This window comes from Flagellimonas allohymeniacidonis (assembly GCF_004296335.1).
GTDB lineage: Bacteria > Bacteroidota > Bacteroidia > Flavobacteriales > Flavobacteriaceae > Flagellimonas > Flagellimonas allohymeniacidonis.
Genome location: NZ_SGIU01000002.1, coordinates 850932 through 866220 on the forward strand (window position 1 = coordinate 850932; position 15289 = coordinate 866220).

Sequence of the window (15289 nt, forward strand, 5' to 3'; positions counted from 1 at the left end):
TTTAAAGACTTTCCATAGTACTCTTCCCTTCTTTGCATCAAAATCAGTTTTGATGAAAAGATTATTGATGCTTCTATTGATTATATCGGGAGCATGTCAGGAAAATCGGCCGGAAAAGGTTTCACAATCCAAAAGCTCCTATCATCCTACCAAGAAAGTTATTTTGGAAGGGCTTAATCATCCTTGGAGCATAGCCTTTTTATCCCAAGATGAAGCCTTGATCACGGAAAAGGATGGAACCTTGCTAAAAGTCAATTTGAAATCCAAAATAAGAACAGTGGTAAAAGGTTTTCCAGAAGACTTGACTGATAGTATTAGAGCCTACAATTTGGGAGATAACTCCGGTATTTTTGAAGTGCTTCTTGACCCACAGCATGAAAAAAACCAGTGGGTATATTTCTCTTATGCCGCAAAACGAAAGGGAGAAGGGAGAACCACCAAAATAGTTCGAGCAAAGTTGACACAGGATTCGCTTTATGGGCATGAAACCCTCTTAGAGGCCGAACCCTTTACCCGTGAGTATTTCCATTTTGGTGGAGGAATGACTTTTGGCACAGATGGCAAGTTGTACATTACCATAGGGGAACGTCTTTTTTGGGAAAGGGATAATCCCCCTATCCCCATTGCCCAAGACATTACCGATAGAAGAGGAAAAATCTACCGTATCAATCCTGATGGAAGTATTCCGGAAGATAATCCTGACTACGGACCAAGCGCAGTTGCAGGAATCTATGCCGTGGGAATTCGAGCGGCACAGGGCATTACCGTAGAGCCTAAAACTGGAAACATCTGGTTCAGCGAGCATGGGACCATTCAAGGGGATGAAATCAATTTATTAAAAGCAGGAGCCAATTATGGTTGGCCCAATGTTACCTCCGGGAAACTCAGGAGCAATGATTATACGCCTCCTAAATTGGAAGGTGCCAACTTTACCCCTCCTGTTTGGTTTTGGCCCCATACCGTAGCGCCTACGGGCTTAACCTTCTACACTGGTGACGACTTTCCCAATTGGAAAGACAATCTTATTGTTCCGGGCCTGTCCCGAGGAAGCCTATGGCGATTTCGAATAGAAAACGATACTGTAAAAAGTGCGGAAGAACTCTTTATTGATGACCGAGTCCGCATTCGAAAAGCTAGGCAAAGCCCTTCGGGCAAACTCTATATTCTAACGGATGAGGATAATGGAAAACTAATTCAAATCCTTCCTCAATAAACCTAAACCCATAATTCAAATGAAAAAACTTGTATTACTGATTGTACTTATGCATGGCGGAGCTGTATCGGCGCAATCTGAAACCCAAGCTATCAAAGCAACTCTTGAAGATTATCTGGAAGGTTCTTCCTATAACAACCCAGAGCAAATAGTTTCTGCATTTTACGAGGGTGCCGATTTGTTCTTGCATAAAAAAGATGAAGAGCTTTTTATAATGTCCCCTGCTGAATATGCGGCACTTTTTGCCAAAAGGGAAAAAGGAACGTTCAATGGGCGTGAGGGAACCATCCTTCATATCGATTATGACGTTGACATTGCCACGGCCAAGGTGGCAATATTTATCCCAAAACCCAATCTTCGTTTCATCGATATCTTTCTTTTGAAAAAGTTAGGGGGTAAGTGGAAAATCGTTAGCAAGGCAGCCACCTTGATTAAAGAGTAATCACAACATCATTGTGAAACCTCGAGGGTTGTCTTGATTTCCTTCCTGAGGTAATAGCCTGTTACAATGGTTGCAAGGACATCCGCGATTGGAAATGAAAGCCACACACCCAATTCTCCCAAAAAATTGGGTAAAATCAGTATCAACGGAATAAAGAAGAATCCTTGCCGGGTTAATGTAAGCAGTAAGGCGGGTACTGCTTTACCCACCGCTTGAAAGTAGGCCGCCCCAATCAATTGAAGGGCAATTATGGGTGTTGCCGCAAACACCAAACGCATCGCTGTAGGAGCATGTTCCATTACAAAAGTATTGGTTGCCAATTCTTCAGGTGGTAAGTCTGATCTATTGCTCAAAAATAAATCTGTAAAGAATTCCGGAAATACCATTAATCCGATAAAAACCAATGTAGCCACTAAGGCTGCATACTTTATGGCCGTGTAGATGGATTCCTTTACACGATCGTACTGCACTGCCCCATAATTGAATCCGGCAATGGGCAAAAATCCTTGGGTGACACCAAACACCGGGAAGAGGGCAAACATCAACATACGTCCAATGATGGCGTAAACCGCTACCAGAGCTTCTCCCCCCAAATTGAAAAGTATATTGTTCAGCAAAAGATAAATGATGCTTGTAACGGCCTGTCTGGCCAAGGTTACAAATCCTAAAGATCCTATCTCCCTTAAAATCGTATTGTTCAGCAAAAAATGGGAAAGTCCAATTTTGAGTTCTGAATTTTTGGAAAGGAAGAAATAAAAAATATAGAAAAAGCATAAAAGATATCCAGCGGTTGTGGCCCAAGCAGCGCCGTGCATCCCCCAATCGAAAACATAAATAAAAAGGTAATCCAAAAACAGATTCCCCACTGAAGGGATGATCATGGCAATCATGGCAAACTTGGGCTTGCCCTCAGCGCGAATCACCGTGTTCCCCATCATACAAAGCGCTAAGAAAGGCACTCCATAGAGGACAATGATATAGTAGATTTTTGCCGGAGCAAAAATGCTTCCCTTACCTCCGAAAGCTGGAATTAAGTCATCAACAAAGTAAATCCCCAAAATCACCATGGAAATGGTCACTAAAAGGGTCAGTGTAATCTGGTTACCAAAAGTTTTAAGGGCTTTTTGTTTGTTTCCAGAACCCAAGGCCCTAGAAATGATACTTGAACCCCCGATGCCAATGGCCATACCCAAGGCAGCAATAAAAAATGAGACGGGAAGGACCACGTTGATGGCAGCAATGGCAATAGATCCTATCCAATTCCCTACAAAAATTGAATCCACAAGAACATTAAGGGACATCACCAATATCCCAATAGAAGCTGGAACTGCCTGCTTGACTAGCAGTTGGCCAATGGGTTCGGTTCCTAGTTGTTCTGAAGAGACTTTTGCCATTTACACAGGCAAGGTTTCTTTGGATTCCCATTTGTTTACCCATTGGGCCATAAGGGAAACCCAGGCTTCACTATCGTTCAAACAGGGAATATGTATATAGTGCTCTCCCCCAGCTTCCTCAAACTGCTCTTTGCCTTCCATGGCAATTTCTTCCAAGGTCTCCAGACAGTCGCTTACAAAAGCTGGGGTGATGACGGCCAGTCTTTTCTTTCCTTCTTTGGCTAGTCTTTCAAATTCGTAGTCCGTGTAGGGTTTCAGCCAAGGGTCTCCGGCCAAACGCGACTGGAACGAACTGCTTACTTTGTCTTCTGGTAATCCTAAATATGCTTTCACCAATTCCGTGGTATCATAACATTGATGCCTGTAACAGGTATGATGGGCCACCGAATTAATTTTGCAGCAACTTCCATCAATCTTGCAATGAAATTTTGTTGGATCGGATTTGCGAATATGACGTTCGGGGATTCCATGATATGAAAACAATATATGATCATACTCAAAATCCTTTAGACCTTCAGCAATACTTTCGGATAGCACCTTAATGTAATCAGGACTGCTATAAAAAGCCGGCATCGTCGTCAACTGCATCTCTGGAAAATGTTCTTGCTGAACCTCCATGGTCTTCACCACAACTGTCTCATAAGAAGACATGGCATAATGTGGATAAAGTGGTACCAAGAGAACCTCATCAACATCTTTTTCCTTGAGTTCCTCCAATGCCTTTCGTATGCTCATGGAGCCGTAGCGCATTCCAAGGGCTACGGGCATATCGGTTTTTTGCCGAACTTTCTCCGCGAAGCGCTCAGAAATGATAATGAGAGGGGAGCCTTCCTCCCACCAGATTTTGGAATAGGCTTCAGCCGATTTTTTAGGTCTGGTTTGCAAAATAATTCCCCGTACCAAAACATTGCGCAACCATTTTGGGACGTCAATGACCCTTTCATCCATCAAAAATTCATCGAGATATGGTTTTACGTCCTTTGGGGTCGGACTGTCGGGGGAACCTAAATTGACCAATAAAACACCTTTCATAGCAAGAAAATCAGTTTTTCAATTGTCCCGCAAAAATACTACTTGAAGCTGATCTAACTTTTGTCTGGCCCAATTAGTTTCCTTATAATTCCATAGATAACATTAATTTTGGGTTAATCATTGCCCCATTGGTATGCGCCATTATCCCGTCGTTGTATTTTTCCTCTATTCTTTTTTGAATCTACAGGCACAAATCACCTGCTCTCCTGAGGATTCCACTCTATTTAAGATTAAAATAGAGCAGCTTACGAAAATTGAGGCCGCTCAATGGGGGGATAGCCTCGTCTTCATAGGAAAAACATTTTTAGGAACACCCTATGTGGAAAAAACTTTGGAAATAGGAGATAAGGAGACCTTGGTAGTCAACCTTAGGGGGCTGGACTGCACCACATTTGTGGAAAATGTCTTGGCTTTTGGTCTATGGTTTAAAAATGGTAACAAAACCTTTGAAGATTTTACAGAAAATTTAAAAATCATTCGGTACAGAGATGGCCTTCTTAACGGCTATCCCTCACGTTTACATTATTTTACAGAATGGATACGCAACAATCAAAGCAAAGGATTGGTAAAGGATATCACTTCGGAATTGGGCGGCGAAATCGTGCAAAAACCCATAAATTTTATGGGTACACATCGTACTCTTTATCCCTTTCTGCAGGATGATACGAACTATGAGCGAATGCTCGAGATTGAAAATGAAATTGCCAAAGAAACCATCTGTGTTCTTTCTCAAGAACAAATTATCCAGCAAGAAAATCTAATCAAGTCTGGTGATATCATAGCACTGGCTACTTCCATAAAAGGATTGGATGTAACACATACCGGTATAGCAGTTCGAAAAAATGGAAGAATTCATTTATTGCATGCCTCTTCTTCAGGCAAGGTGACCATTACCGAAAAACCGTTGGTGGATTACCTGAAGAAAATTAAAAGCAACACAGGAATCATTATTGCCCGACCTACCCCTTGATGTATTCGTTGTAAATAGCTATCGGAATTAGCCCCGTCCATCCACAAAAATCCAGTTTGGCGGGCATTCCGTAAGAAATCAAGTCTGGAGCATAGTTTTCCCAAAACGTATCGGTAGCTTCAAAAACTTCAGCTATGGCCGCATAGGTTTTCTCCGCTAAATCTTGAGCCAAATCGTCTTTGCCATTGGCCGTTAATCCTTTGAGTACCATATAGGAAGTAGGTGCCCAAACACCTCCCAACCAATAATCACCCCAACCCTTATAATCCGGGTCAGCCGCAGATAGAGCGGGCAGAGGGGTTTTCCGATAGAATTCATCAGGATTGGTCAGATGTGCCAAAAAGTGGTCCATGTTTTCTTCAGGAATTAACTCACCAAGCAAGGCCCAATACATTCCGATGTGCTTTCTTTTTACTTGCTCTCCATAGCCCAAATCATAATAGAATGTATCTTCTTCATTCCAGCAGAGCCTATTCAGGGCTTCTTTTACTTCAGAATGAAATGTTTCATATTGGCCAAGGTCTGACTCCTCTCCAATTTCCTTGGCAATAAACATCAATTGCTTTGCATACATGGCCATTTGGGAAGTAAAATCGACCAATCGCCCCTGTTTGTTCCAAACCCCTTGAAGGGTCTCAACATAATCGGCAATGAACATATTCAAACGTTCCTCAGCAGTGGACCCTCCCATTTTTCCGAGTTTGTCCCCTAGCTCGTGGTGGGTCATTCCATTGCCTTCATCCGTTGTCCAATTTCTCGGAGACCTTGGAATATTGTCCATTCCCATGCCTAAGGTATCTCCCCAAAAAAGTTTGTCTTCTCCTTGATAGCGGTTCACATGAAACTCAAAGTTCTTTTTCAAAATTGGATAGGCATAGCGCAATCGTTCCTTATCCTTTTTTACAGCATAGATCTCTGTTTCCGCCAAGGCCAACAAAGGTGGGTTTATCGACACAGGATGATCCTTCGACCACAATGGCCGACCATCTTTTCGGTACTCACGACAGATGTAGCCGTCTTCCTCCATACGATCATAGAAATTATCCAAGGCCTGGTATACCGGAAGTTCGTCCATGTGGTATTTGGCAAAACAAACAATGAAGCAGGTATCCCACAAAAAAATATTATCGGAGAAAGCCGCGTCAACAAAGGGTTTTTTAAAGAAGGGTTCGCTATCACCTCCGCGTACTTTCCTTTTTGTAATCTCCAAAGCTTTGGCGTACATGCGCTCGCTAAGTTCAGGTGTCACTTTAAAACCGGTATCAATAGGAACAGGTGCGGTTGTTTGCGTTTCTTCCTTGCAACCCATCAACATCGAACTTCCAATCGCACCAAGTCCCAAGGCTTTGTTGAATTCCCTTCTTTCCATACGTTTATTTGATCTTGTTGTCTATTCGGCCCTACCCAAACACCATAAAATACCCCCGAGAAGATGTTCTTTGAAATCTGGCTCGTCAAAGGATTCTTCCGTATGCCCTCCACCAGTATAAAAAGCACGACCACCATCAAAGGTATGGTGCCAAGCTATTGGGTGATTATCTCCATTGGTGCCCCCTTCATAACTCTTTTCGTCTAGATTGAGCAGTACGGTGATGTTGGGATTAAGGTTTTTGTAATTGTACCATTCGTCACTTCGACTCCAAGTGTCACTTAAATGGGCTGTTGAAGGGTGATTTTTGTTTACTACATCAATCTTTGCATCACGCACGTTTGGATCATTGGGATGACTTTCAAAATAACCGCCGACCAATTTTCCGTACCAAGGCCAATCGTATTCCGTATCCGAAGCGGCATGGATACCCATGAAGCTACCACCACCTTTAATATATGACCTAAAGGCCCTCTGCTGCTCAGCGTTAAGGACATCTTGGGTCGTACTTAAAAAAATGACAAGCTTGTAATTCTCCAAGTTAGAGGGATTGAAATCCTCAGAAGTTTCGGTTTGCAAAACAATGAATCCGTTTTTTCTTCCCAATCGTCTTAAGGTATGCACCCCTTTTTCAATGGATTGATGACGATAGCCTTCAGTTTTGCTAAAGACCAAAATGAAGTCAGGCAATTTTAAGCTATCCTGTTCCGTAGAGGAAGTTTCCTGGGCATGGATGCAGCATACAAAACCTAGGGCAATACAAAGCGTTCTAAAAGGATTCATGGTATGGCAGATTTACACGATGGAAGATAAATATTTTTTGGGGGTTGTGCCATACTTCTTTTTAAAGGATGCAATGAAATGACTTGCCGTGCTATACCCCACTCTCAGACCTACCTCATTGACATTGTGTTTCCCCGATTCCAACATTTTTCGTGCATATTCCATTTTATAGTCAAAAAGAAAACCAAAAACCGAATCGCCATATATCTGCTTAAAACCTTCCTTAAGCTTTCTTAAACTTAATCCGATTTCATTGGACAGTTCGGTTAAGGTAGGGGGTTCGGCCATTCTGGAAATAATAATCTCTTTGGCCATTTTAATGCGTCGTACATTGTCCTCATCTGCCAAAAAGGGACATTGTTCCAAATCGGCATCTTGTGTTTTATTGAAGTATAGCGATATCAATTCATAGACCTTCCCCCGAACGTACAGTTCCTTCATAAAAGGATGTAGGTTATAGTTCATCAATTGGCTGAGTACTACCGCTATGGCAGGAGATACCATCTCTTGGGCATAATATTTCTTTTCCGCAAAATCATCACTTAAAAAGGGAATATAATTGGCTTCGTTGGAGAAGAGCGAATGAAACTTGCGAATGGTCATCACTATGGAAAGCAGCCAGGAGTTGGGTTCTATGATCAAATTCAATGGCAAATCCAATTGGGTATTATATAGCAGCAATGAATTTTCCTCGCTGACTTCCAGTTGGTAATTCCCTTGATTGAATTGAAACTTCGACCCTCCTTTCAAACAAAAATGAAACTGGATAAAAGAACTATCTATTTCCCTTTCAACCAATGCTTTATCTTCGGTTTCATTTTGAATTTTCAACACATAAAACCCGTCTTCAATCAAGATTTCCTCGTAAGAACCTTTGGCGACATTTTTCATTGATATCTAAGTTAATTTCTGTTGTTTTTAATTATTTAGAATTACTCTAAATTATGCAATAAGATATCCCTTTTATCAACAAAATCAGTACTTCAACAAATTTTGCCCGAAACATTGCCCAATCGGGCAAGGATTGTTATTAATTGTACCGCTAGCGTTATTTTTTCAAATATACGGCTTCTATTTTTGTGCTGCGATTTTGTGCTTTATGCGGAATCATCATATTTCACGACATAATTCTTTCTACGCAATTGGCCTTAGTTATAAAAAGGCCGATGCGGAAGTGAGGGGTAAATTTAGTTTGGACGTGCCTGCCATTGATTGTTTAATGGCACAAGGCAAGCAGGAAGGTATTGATGGTCTTTTGGCTATATCCACTTGTAACCGCACGGAGCTATACGGTTTTGCCCAGCACCCTTTTCAATTGATTAAATTATTATGTGACCAAACCCAGGGCAGCGTTGAGGAATTTCAAAATGTGGCCTACGTCTACAAAAATCATGATGCCATCAGCCACATGTTCAAGGTGGGTACTGGACTCGACAGCCAAATTCTTGGGGATTTCGAAATTATCAGTCAAATCAAACAAGGGTTTTATCGGGCAAAAAAGCACGAGATGACCAATCCTTTTTTGGAAAGACTCTGCAATTCGGTTATTCAGGCCAGTAAGCGCATAAAAAACGAGACCGAGCTCTCTTCTGGTGCGACCTCGGTTGCCTTTGCCTCAGTTCGTTATATCTTGGATACTATTCCCAATATCTCCAACAAAAACATCTTGCTCTTCGGAACTGGTAAAATTGGAAGAAATACCTGTGAGAATCTCATCAAACATTCTGATAATTCCCATATTACCTTAATCAACAGAACTCGAGAAAAAGCGGAAGCCATTGCTGGTAAATTCCAGCTAACGGTAAAGGACTACGGTGAATTGCAGACCGAGATAAGGAAAGCGGATATTTTGGTGGTGGCCACCGGAGCTCAGTTACCTACCGTTTCAAAAGCACTTATATATTCCAAAAAACCGCTTCTTATTTTAGATCTTTCCGTTCCTAAAAATGTTTCTGACGATGTTAGGGAATTGGACAATGTTTCCTTGGTACACCTTGATCAGCTTTCACAGGTTACCGATGAAACCCTGACACGTAGGAGGAAATTTGTTCCCAAGGCCGAAGAAATCATAGAGCATGTTAAAAAGGATTTTTTGAAATGGTTGGAAACCCGGAAGTTTGCTCCGGTCATCAATGCATTAAAGGAAAAACTGAAGGTCATGAAAGCAGAGGAAATCGACTTTCAATCCAAAAAGTTATCCGATTTCAATACCGATCAAGCCGAAATCATTTCGGAGCGCATTATTCAAAAAATCACCAAACAGTTCGCCAATCATCTGAAAAAATCCAATGGCGATATGGATGACAGTCTTGAACTCATCCAAAAAGTATTTCAGTTAGAAATCGAATCCAAATGGGCAGACTCATAAGGATTGGAACTCGGGAAAGCGAGTTGGCCCTATGGCAAGCAAAGACGGTTCAATCCAAGATTGAAGCCCTTGGCCATGATACCATATTGGTCCCCATAAAATCCACAGGAGATCAAGTGCTCGACAAGCCACTATACGAACTAGGCATTACGGGTATCTTTACCAAGACACTGGATATTTCCATGCTCAATGGACAAATCGATATCGCCGTACACTCCATGAAAGATGTGCCGACACAGCTTCCAAAAGGAATTGTTCAAGCCGCTGTGTTGGAGAGAGCTGCTACACAGGACATTTTGGTTCATAAGGGATTGGATTTTCTCGAAAGTGAAAATTCAACTAGTACCATTGCCACAGGAAGTTTGCGTAGGAAAGCACAGTGGTTGCATCGTTATCCTCACCACAATGTGGTCGATTTGAGGGGCAACGTGAATACACGCCTTTTGAAAGTGATAGAAAATGACTGGCAAGGTGCCATTTTTGCCAAAGCGGGCCTGGAACGTATAAAGTTAATGCCCAAAGATGCGCTTATTTTGGATTGGATGATTCCCGCTCCGGCACAAGGGGCCATGGTGGTTGTTACTCTGGACAAGGATGAACATTGCAAAGAAGTAACAAACAAACTGAATCACGCTCCTTCAGAAATTGAAACACACATGGAAAGGGAGTTTTTAAGGACCCTTGAAGGGGGTTGCACGGCTCCTATTGGCGCCAGGGCCAAATTTGAAAACCAATCAGTACATTTTAAGGGTTGTCTTTTTTCTTTGGATGGCAAACAAAAAATTGAAGTAGAAAAATTGGTCAAAACAAAAGATTTTAAAGGGTTTGGGGAGCGATGTGCACTGGAAGTGCTAGAAAAAGGTGGGTCCTTATTGATGCAAGAAATCAGGAATGAAAACAGTGCTCTCCACTAAAACACTAACGCTTCCCCAAAAAGAACTCCTATTAAATGCAGGGGTAGCTTTTGTGGAATACAACGCCATTCAAATTGATTTTCTTCCTGTGAAAATCCCCCTAGACTTTACAGATTTTATTTTCACGAGTAAAAATGGTGTTAAGGCTTTTTTGCGGGCTTTGGAGTCAAAAAATGAAAATCTAGACCGCAAAAGAATCAACTGTTTTTGTGTTGGAGATAAAACAAAATGGTTGTTGGTAGAATCTGGCCTTACCGTTTTGGAAACGGCATTAAACGCCTTGGAGCTTGCACAAATCATAGCGGATAACTACAAAACCAACCGGTTTATTTATATTTCAGGAAATCTTCGAAGAAACGAACTCCCCGAACAGCTTTCAAAAAATAACGTTTGGTTTCAGGAAATTACAGCATATCAAACGAGTCTCATCAAAAAACAATTTGATAGAAGTTTTGATGGGATTCTTTTTTTCAGCCCAAGTGGTGTTCGAAGCTTTATGAAAGCAAACAATGCCGTAAAAACTCCATTTTTTTGTATTGGAACAACCACAGCCGACGAAGCCAAAAAATATACAAATAACATTATTATTGCCAATCGACCAACAACGGAAAACGTTTTGGTCCAAGCCATAAAATATTTGAACCAAAATGATTAAAAACGATTTATTTCTAAGAGCACTCAAAGGAGAAACTGTTGACAGGCCTCCGGTATGGATGATGCGGCAAGCGGGGCGTTATTTGCCGGAGTTCATGGAGCTCAAAAATAAATATGACTTTTTTACACGCTGCCAAACTCCGGAATTGGCCTCAGAAATCACTATACAGCCTATTCGCCGTTATGGGATGGACGCTGCTATCTTGTTCAGTGACATTCTTGTCATTCCGCAGGCCATGAACATTGAAGTTCAAATGAAACCTAACTTTGGCCCCTATCTTCCCAATCCCATAAGGGAAGCAAAGGATCTGGACCGTGTTATTGTGCCAGAAGTGCATGACGCACTGGATTACGTTATGCAAGCCATATCAATGACCAAGGAAAAACTGAACAACGAAATTCCATTGATTGGTTTCGCTGGTTCACCTTGGACCATTCTATGTTATTGCGTTGAAGGACAGGGTAGTAAAAGCTTTGATAAGGCACGGGGGTTTTGTTTTACCCAACCGGAGCAGGCTCATCAGTTGCTACAGAAAATTACAGATACCACTATAGCCTATTTAAAGGCGAAGGTGAAAGCTGGCGTAAACGCAGTGCAGGTTTTTGACTCATGGGGAGGCATGCTTTCCCCAAATGACTACCAAGAGTTTTCCTGGCGCTATATCCAACAGATTGTGGATGCCCTTAAAGATGATGCCCCTGTAATCGTGTTTGGAAAAGGGTGCTGGTTCGCATTGAAAGAAATGGCAGAATCGGGGGCTTCCGCTGTTGGGGTGGATTGGACCTGTTCCCCAAAAAATGCCCGTTACCTAACGGGTGGGAAAATCACACTCCAGGGGAACTTTGACCCTGCCAGATTGTTATCCCCTCCATCTAAAATCAAGCGGATGGTTGCTCAAATGATTCGGGAATTTGGAAAAGATCGGTACATAGCGAACTTGGGCCATGGTATTTTACCCAACATTCCGCTAGAGAATGCCAAAGCCTTTATTGATGCCATTAAGGAATTCAAGGAATGAAGCTGGTAAAAACCTTGGGAAGGGTTGGAATCGATAAATTATGGGCCCTGTTAATCCTTGTTTTGAAAAACATTCCCTTTGTTGTTCCGACGATTTTGGCAACAAAACGTTGCGTCGGAATATCGACACAGTATTACGGCCGCCGTCATTATCAAAACGGACCGGCCAATGCCTTTAGGCATGCACTTTGGAACTATCTCATTGTAAAAAGTAGCTTAAATTGGTGGAAAAATGAAAATTGGGCACTTCGTTGGTCACAACAGATAACCGATTGGCATGAGGAAGCCTTTCAAAATATTCCCCTTGCCAAGGCTATGGATTATCATAACAATGAGGTTGGCCGTAGCGTCTTTATAAAACATAGAAATGATGAGCCAGAAGATGTCATTCAATTATTAAGAAAAATGACTGAAGCTTCAATTCCAATAAGTTCGGAAAGTGAGTTGCTCAAGTTGAAACACCGATTGGTACACATCACAGAACCATATGAAGGATAAATTTTACGCTTACATTCAAAACTTGCAAGACAGTATAACCTCAACCCTAGAGGAAGTCGATGGAAAAGCCAAATTTCAAGAGGATCTTTGGAAAAGACCTGAAGGTGGGGGCGGGAGAACTCGGGTGATTGAAAATGGGAATATTTTTGAGAAAGGCGGGGTAAATATATCTGCTGTCCACGGGGAATTGCCTAAAAGCATGCAAGCCTATTTCGGTGTCGAAGACGCTGATTTCTTTGCCTGTGGATTGAGTCTCGTCATCCATCCTAAAAGTCCAATGGTTCCCACTGTACATGCTAATTGGAGATATTTCGAGATGTACAACAAGGAGGGAGAAATTTTTGACCAATGGTTTGGTGGAGGTCAGGACCTTACCCCCTACTATTTGTTTGAGGAGGATGCTGCCCATTTCCATGCTGTTTGCAAAAAAGCCTGTGATGCGCACGACCCAGAATTCTACTCCTCATATAAAAAACGATGTGATGAATACTTCTGGAATGCCCATCGCAATGAGGCTCGCGGCGTGGGGGGACTCTTTTTTGATTATTGCAAGGCCACCGATGATATGAAAATGGAGGACTGGTACAATTTTGTTTCAGAAGTGGGGGATAGTTTTTTGGAGGCCTATGTCCCCATAGTTGAAAAGAGAAAGACAATGCAGTATTCGCAACTTCAAAGGGATTGGCAAGAAATAAGACGCGGGCGCTATGTAGAATTTAATTTGGTCCATGACAAAGGCACCTTGTTCGGCCTGCGCACCAATGGACGCATTGAGAGTATTTTGATGAGTCTCCCACCCTACGTGCAATGGCGTTACGATCATCATCCCGAAGCTGGGAGTGAAGAGGAAAAACTAATTTATGTATTGAAGCATCCTAAGGAATGGGTCTGAAGTTCAAACTTTTGTTAGTTGGGTTCTTGCAAAGCATTTTAGGTTTTGGCCAAAAGGACTCAGTGCAAATACAGGAATATATCAAAACATTTCCAGATAAATTCACCATCCGTCTGGGTCTTTTGAACACTTCCAACAATTTTATTTTTACAGATACCAATACTACAAATAGAATAGAACTCGAACCTAACAAGAAAACATATATAGGTGCTTCATTTTTATTTCGTTCTTTGGAACTGGATCTTGGCTTCTCCCCTAATTTTATTTCAAACAATGCTGATAATGAAGGTTCCAGACTATTCACTCTCAATTTTAGGATGTTCTGGAAACAATGGATGCAAACTTTGGATTTTTATGGTCAAAAAGGCTTTTTTGTCAACAACGATTTAGGCGATGAACAATTTCCCAATATCCGTACTTTGAAAGTTGGTGGGACGACCGCCTATATTTTCAACCAAAAGTTTTCGTTCAGAGCTATAGGGTTTCAAAATGAATGGCAAAAAAAAAGTGCGGGCAGTTTCATCCCTCGTTTCACGTTTTATTACACAAAATATAAGTTACTAGAGACTGACTTTGAGGACGAAGTTAATTCCTATGACATTGCCATTGGTCCTGGATATCACTATAATCTGGTAATTGATGAAAATTACCTATTTGGGGTGGGATCTACCTTGGGAAGTGGGATAAATATTACGAGTTCCGCAATAGATAAAACTGTTTCCGCTTTGTACGAGGTTATTTTTAGAGGAAACCTAGGCTATAATTCCGAAAGGTTCTATTCAGGAATAAATGCCAATGTTATTTTTTTAGAGCATAACACGGACAGACAGACAAGATTGGATGATAGAATATCCTTTTTAGAGTTCTATTTAGGTTATCGATTCGATGCACCAAAAAAGTGGATAAAAGCAGCGGAAGGATTTAATCGTACATTTGGTTTTGATTAAAAAATGAAACAAAAACTTTATCAAATCGACGCTTTCGCCTCTGAGGTTTTCACAGGAAATCCAGCAGCTGTTTGTGTTATGGATTCTTGGTTGAAGGATGAAACAATGCAGAAAATTGCGCAAGAAAACAATTTGGCCGAAACCGCATTTACGGTTAAAGAAGGCAGTCAATATATCCTCCGTTGGTTTACACCGGAAACTGAGGTAGACCTCTGCGGGCATGCGACTTTGGCCACCGCTTATGTCCTTTTCAACTATTATCAAGTTCATGAAAATACCATTCGGTTCTTTTCCCCAAGAAGCGGAGAACTCCTTGTAGAACAGGGCGATGACGGATCGATGAGCATGAATTTTCCTGCGGATGATTTGAAAAAAATTGAAAATGTGGCAGCCATCAATGAGGCTATTGGCAAGGTTCCATTGGAGACCTTCAAGGGCAAAACCGACTATATGGTAGTTTATTCCTCTCAAGAGGAAATCGCTAACATCGCACCCAATTTTTTCTTGTTGGATCAATTGGATTGTCGAGGGGTAATCGTTACTGCCCCAGGAGAAAAGGTAGACTTTGTTTCCCGTTTTTTTGCCCCTCAATGTGGAGTACCTGAAGACCCGGTTACAGGATCGGCACATACAACTATGACCCCTTATTGGGCCAAAAAGCTTGGAAAAAAAGAGCTCACAGCAAAACAGATATCGAAAAGAGGTGGGAATTTGCTGTGCGAATACTTGGAAAACCGAGTAAAAATATCAGGGAGGGCCATTCCCTACCTAATTGGTGAAATTGAAATATAGCTT

The 15289-nt window shown here is 41.7% G+C and carries 16 protein-coding genes; 11 read left to right on the plus strand and 5 right to left on the minus strand.

All coding sequences use genetic code 11. From position 1 onward, the window contains the following. The first annotated feature begins 52 nt into the window (after positions 1 to 52). A complete protein-coding gene (locus EW142_RS12195) occupies positions 53 to 1213 on the plus strand; it encodes a PQQ-dependent sugar dehydrogenase (RefSeq protein ID WP_130614221.1) in 1161 nt (386 codons plus the stop codon). A 19-nt stretch (positions 1214 to 1232) separates the two neighbouring features. After that, positions 1233 to 1655, plus strand: coding sequence for a nuclear transport factor 2 family protein (locus tag EW142_RS12200; RefSeq protein WP_130614223.1), 423 nt, complete (start codon positions 1233 to 1235; stop codon positions 1653 to 1655). Between the two features lie 8 nt (positions 1656 to 1663). On the opposite strand, the gene EW142_RS12205 is transcribed toward EW142_RS12200, so the two are convergent. Further along, complete coding sequence (locus tag EW142_RS12205; protein ID WP_130614225.1) at positions 1664 to 3049, minus strand: MATE family efflux transporter; 1386 nt, start codon at positions 3047 to 3049, stop codon at positions 1664 to 1666. Further along, a complete protein-coding gene (hemH, locus tag EW142_RS12210) occupies positions 3050 to 4081 on the minus strand; it encodes a ferrochelatase (protein ID WP_130614227.1) in 1032 nt (343 codons plus the stop codon). 133 nt (positions 4082 to 4214) lie between these two features. On the opposite strand from hemH, the gene EW142_RS12215 reads away from it, so the two are divergent. Further along, positions 4215 to 5051 (plus strand): N-acetylmuramoyl-L-alanine amidase-like domain-containing protein, encoded by an 837-nt coding sequence (locus tag EW142_RS12215; protein WP_130614229.1) that lies wholly within the window; start codon positions 4215 to 4217, stop codon positions 5049 to 5051. Here the strand turns inward: EW142_RS12215 and EW142_RS12220 are convergent. From EW142_RS12220 to EW142_RS12230, 3 genes are read right to left on the minus strand one after another with little or no spacing between them, the layout of a single operon-like run. Further along, entirely contained in the window at positions 5041 to 6420 is a 1380-nt protein-coding gene (locus EW142_RS12220) for an MGH1-like glycoside hydrolase domain-containing protein (RefSeq protein ID WP_130614231.1), read from the minus strand. The two genes, EW142_RS12215 and EW142_RS12220, sit on opposite strands and share 11 nt — an antisense overlap. A 21-nt stretch (positions 6421 to 6441) precedes the next feature. Next, a complete protein-coding gene (locus EW142_RS12225; RefSeq protein WP_130614233.1) occupies positions 6442 to 7203 on the minus strand; it encodes a ThuA domain-containing protein in 762 nt (253 codons plus the stop codon). A 12-nt stretch (positions 7204 to 7215) separates the two neighbouring features. Continuing rightward, positions 7216 to 8094, minus strand: coding sequence for a helix-turn-helix transcriptional regulator (locus EW142_RS12230; protein ID WP_130614235.1), 879 nt, complete (start codon positions 8092 to 8094; stop codon positions 7216 to 7218). 208 nt (positions 8095 to 8302) lie between these two features. On the opposite strand from EW142_RS12230, the gene hemA reads away from it, so the two are divergent. From hemA to EW142_RS12270, 8 genes are all read left to right on the plus strand, one after another. Beyond that, positions 8303 to 9571 carry a glutamyl-tRNA reductase gene (gene hemA / locus EW142_RS12235; protein ID WP_130614237.1) on the plus strand — a complete coding sequence of 423 codons (1269 nt, stop codon included), beginning with the start codon at positions 8303 to 8305 and terminating at the stop codon, positions 9569 to 9571. Further along, a complete protein-coding gene (hemC, locus tag EW142_RS12240) occupies positions 9556 to 10485 on the plus strand; it encodes a hydroxymethylbilane synthase (RefSeq protein ID WP_130614239.1) in 930 nt (309 codons plus the stop codon). Before hemA ends, hemC begins: the two co-directional genes overlap by 16 nt. Beyond that, on the plus strand, positions 10463 to 11140 hold the full coding sequence (locus EW142_RS12245; RefSeq protein WP_130614240.1) for a uroporphyrinogen-III synthase: 678 nt from the start codon (positions 10463 to 10465) through the stop codon (positions 11138 to 11140). Before hemC ends, EW142_RS12245 begins: the two co-directional genes overlap by 23 nt. Continuing rightward, positions 11133 to 12158: a uroporphyrinogen decarboxylase gene (gene hemE / locus EW142_RS12250; protein ID WP_130614242.1), complete on the plus strand. Its 1026-nt coding sequence runs from the start codon at positions 11133 to 11135 to the stop codon at positions 12156 to 12158. Before EW142_RS12245 ends, hemE begins: the two co-directional genes overlap by 8 nt. Further along, on the plus strand, positions 12155 to 12655 hold the full coding sequence (locus EW142_RS12255) for a DUF6973 domain-containing protein (RefSeq protein ID WP_130614244.1): 501 nt from the start codon (positions 12155 to 12157) through the stop codon (positions 12653 to 12655). The genes hemE and EW142_RS12255 overlap by 4 nt, the downstream gene beginning before the upstream one ends. Beyond that, complete coding sequence (hemF, locus tag EW142_RS12260) at positions 12645 to 13547, plus strand: oxygen-dependent coproporphyrinogen oxidase (RefSeq protein ID WP_130614246.1); 903 nt, start codon at positions 12645 to 12647, stop codon at positions 13545 to 13547. The genes EW142_RS12255 and hemF overlap by 11 nt, the downstream gene beginning before the upstream one ends. A gap of 62 nt (positions 13548 to 13609) precedes the next feature. After that, positions 13610 to 14494 carry a DUF4421 family protein gene (locus EW142_RS12265; RefSeq protein ID WP_165395273.1) on the plus strand — a complete coding sequence of 295 codons (885 nt, stop codon included), beginning with the start codon at positions 13610 to 13612 and terminating at the stop codon, positions 14492 to 14494. Between the two features lie 3 nt (positions 14495 to 14497). Continuing rightward, positions 14498 to 15286, plus strand: a complete 789-nt coding sequence (locus EW142_RS12270; RefSeq protein WP_130614250.1) for a PhzF family phenazine biosynthesis protein — start codon at positions 14498 to 14500, stop codon at positions 15284 to 15286. Positions 15287 to 15289: the final 3 nt, after the last annotated feature.

What these genes read in the sequence shown, in the direction of transcription:
- EW142_RS12205 (WP_130614225.1), bottom strand. Translation starts at nt 3,049, where the DNA reads ATGGCAAAAGTCTCTTCAGAACAACTAGGAACCGAACCCATTGGCCAA.
- hemH (WP_130614227.1), bottom strand. Translation starts at nt 4,081, where the DNA reads ATGAAAGGTGTTTTATTGGTCAATTTAGGTTCCCCCGACAGTCCGACC.
- EW142_RS12200 (WP_130614223.1), top strand. Translation starts at nt 1,233, where the DNA reads ATGAAAAAACTTGTATTACTGATTGTACTTATGCATGGCGGAGCTGTA.
- EW142_RS12195 (WP_130614221.1), top strand. Translation starts at nt 53, where the DNA reads ATGAAAAGATTATTGATGCTTCTATTGATTATATCGGGAGCATGTCAG.
- EW142_RS12220 (WP_130614231.1), bottom strand. Translation starts at nt 6,420, where the DNA reads ATGGAAAGAAGGGAATTCAACAAAGCCTTGGGACTTGGTGCGATTGGA.
- hemA (WP_130614237.1), top strand. Translation starts at nt 8,303, where the DNA reads ATGCGGAATCATCATATTTCACGACATAATTCTTTCTACGCAATTGGC.
- EW142_RS12230 (WP_130614235.1), bottom strand. Translation starts at nt 8,094, where the DNA reads ATGAAAAATGTCGCCAAAGGTTCTTACGAGGAAATCTTGATTGAAGAC.
- hemC (WP_130614239.1), top strand. Translation starts at nt 9,556, where the DNA reads ATGGGCAGACTCATAAGGATTGGAACTCGGGAAAGCGAGTTGGCCCTA.
- EW142_RS12215 (WP_130614229.1), top strand. Translation starts at nt 4,215, where the DNA reads ATGCGCCATTATCCCGTCGTTGTATTTTTCCTCTATTCTTTTTTGAAT.
- EW142_RS12225 (WP_130614233.1), bottom strand. Translation starts at nt 7,203, where the DNA reads ATGAATCCTTTTAGAACGCTTTGTATTGCCCTAGGTTTTGTATGCTGC.
- hemE (WP_130614242.1), top strand. Translation starts at nt 11,133, where the DNA reads ATGATTAAAAACGATTTATTTCTAAGAGCACTCAAAGGAGAAACTGTT.
- EW142_RS12270 (WP_130614250.1), top strand. Translation starts at nt 14,498, where the DNA reads ATGAAACAAAAACTTTATCAAATCGACGCTTTCGCCTCTGAGGTTTTC.
- EW142_RS12245 (WP_130614240.1), top strand. Translation starts at nt 10,463, where the DNA reads ATGAAAACAGTGCTCTCCACTAAAACACTAACGCTTCCCCAAAAAGAA.
- hemF (WP_130614246.1), top strand. Translation starts at nt 12,645, where the DNA reads ATGAAGGATAAATTTTACGCTTACATTCAAAACTTGCAAGACAGTATA.
- EW142_RS12255 (WP_130614244.1), top strand. Translation starts at nt 12,155, where the DNA reads ATGAAGCTGGTAAAAACCTTGGGAAGGGTTGGAATCGATAAATTATGG.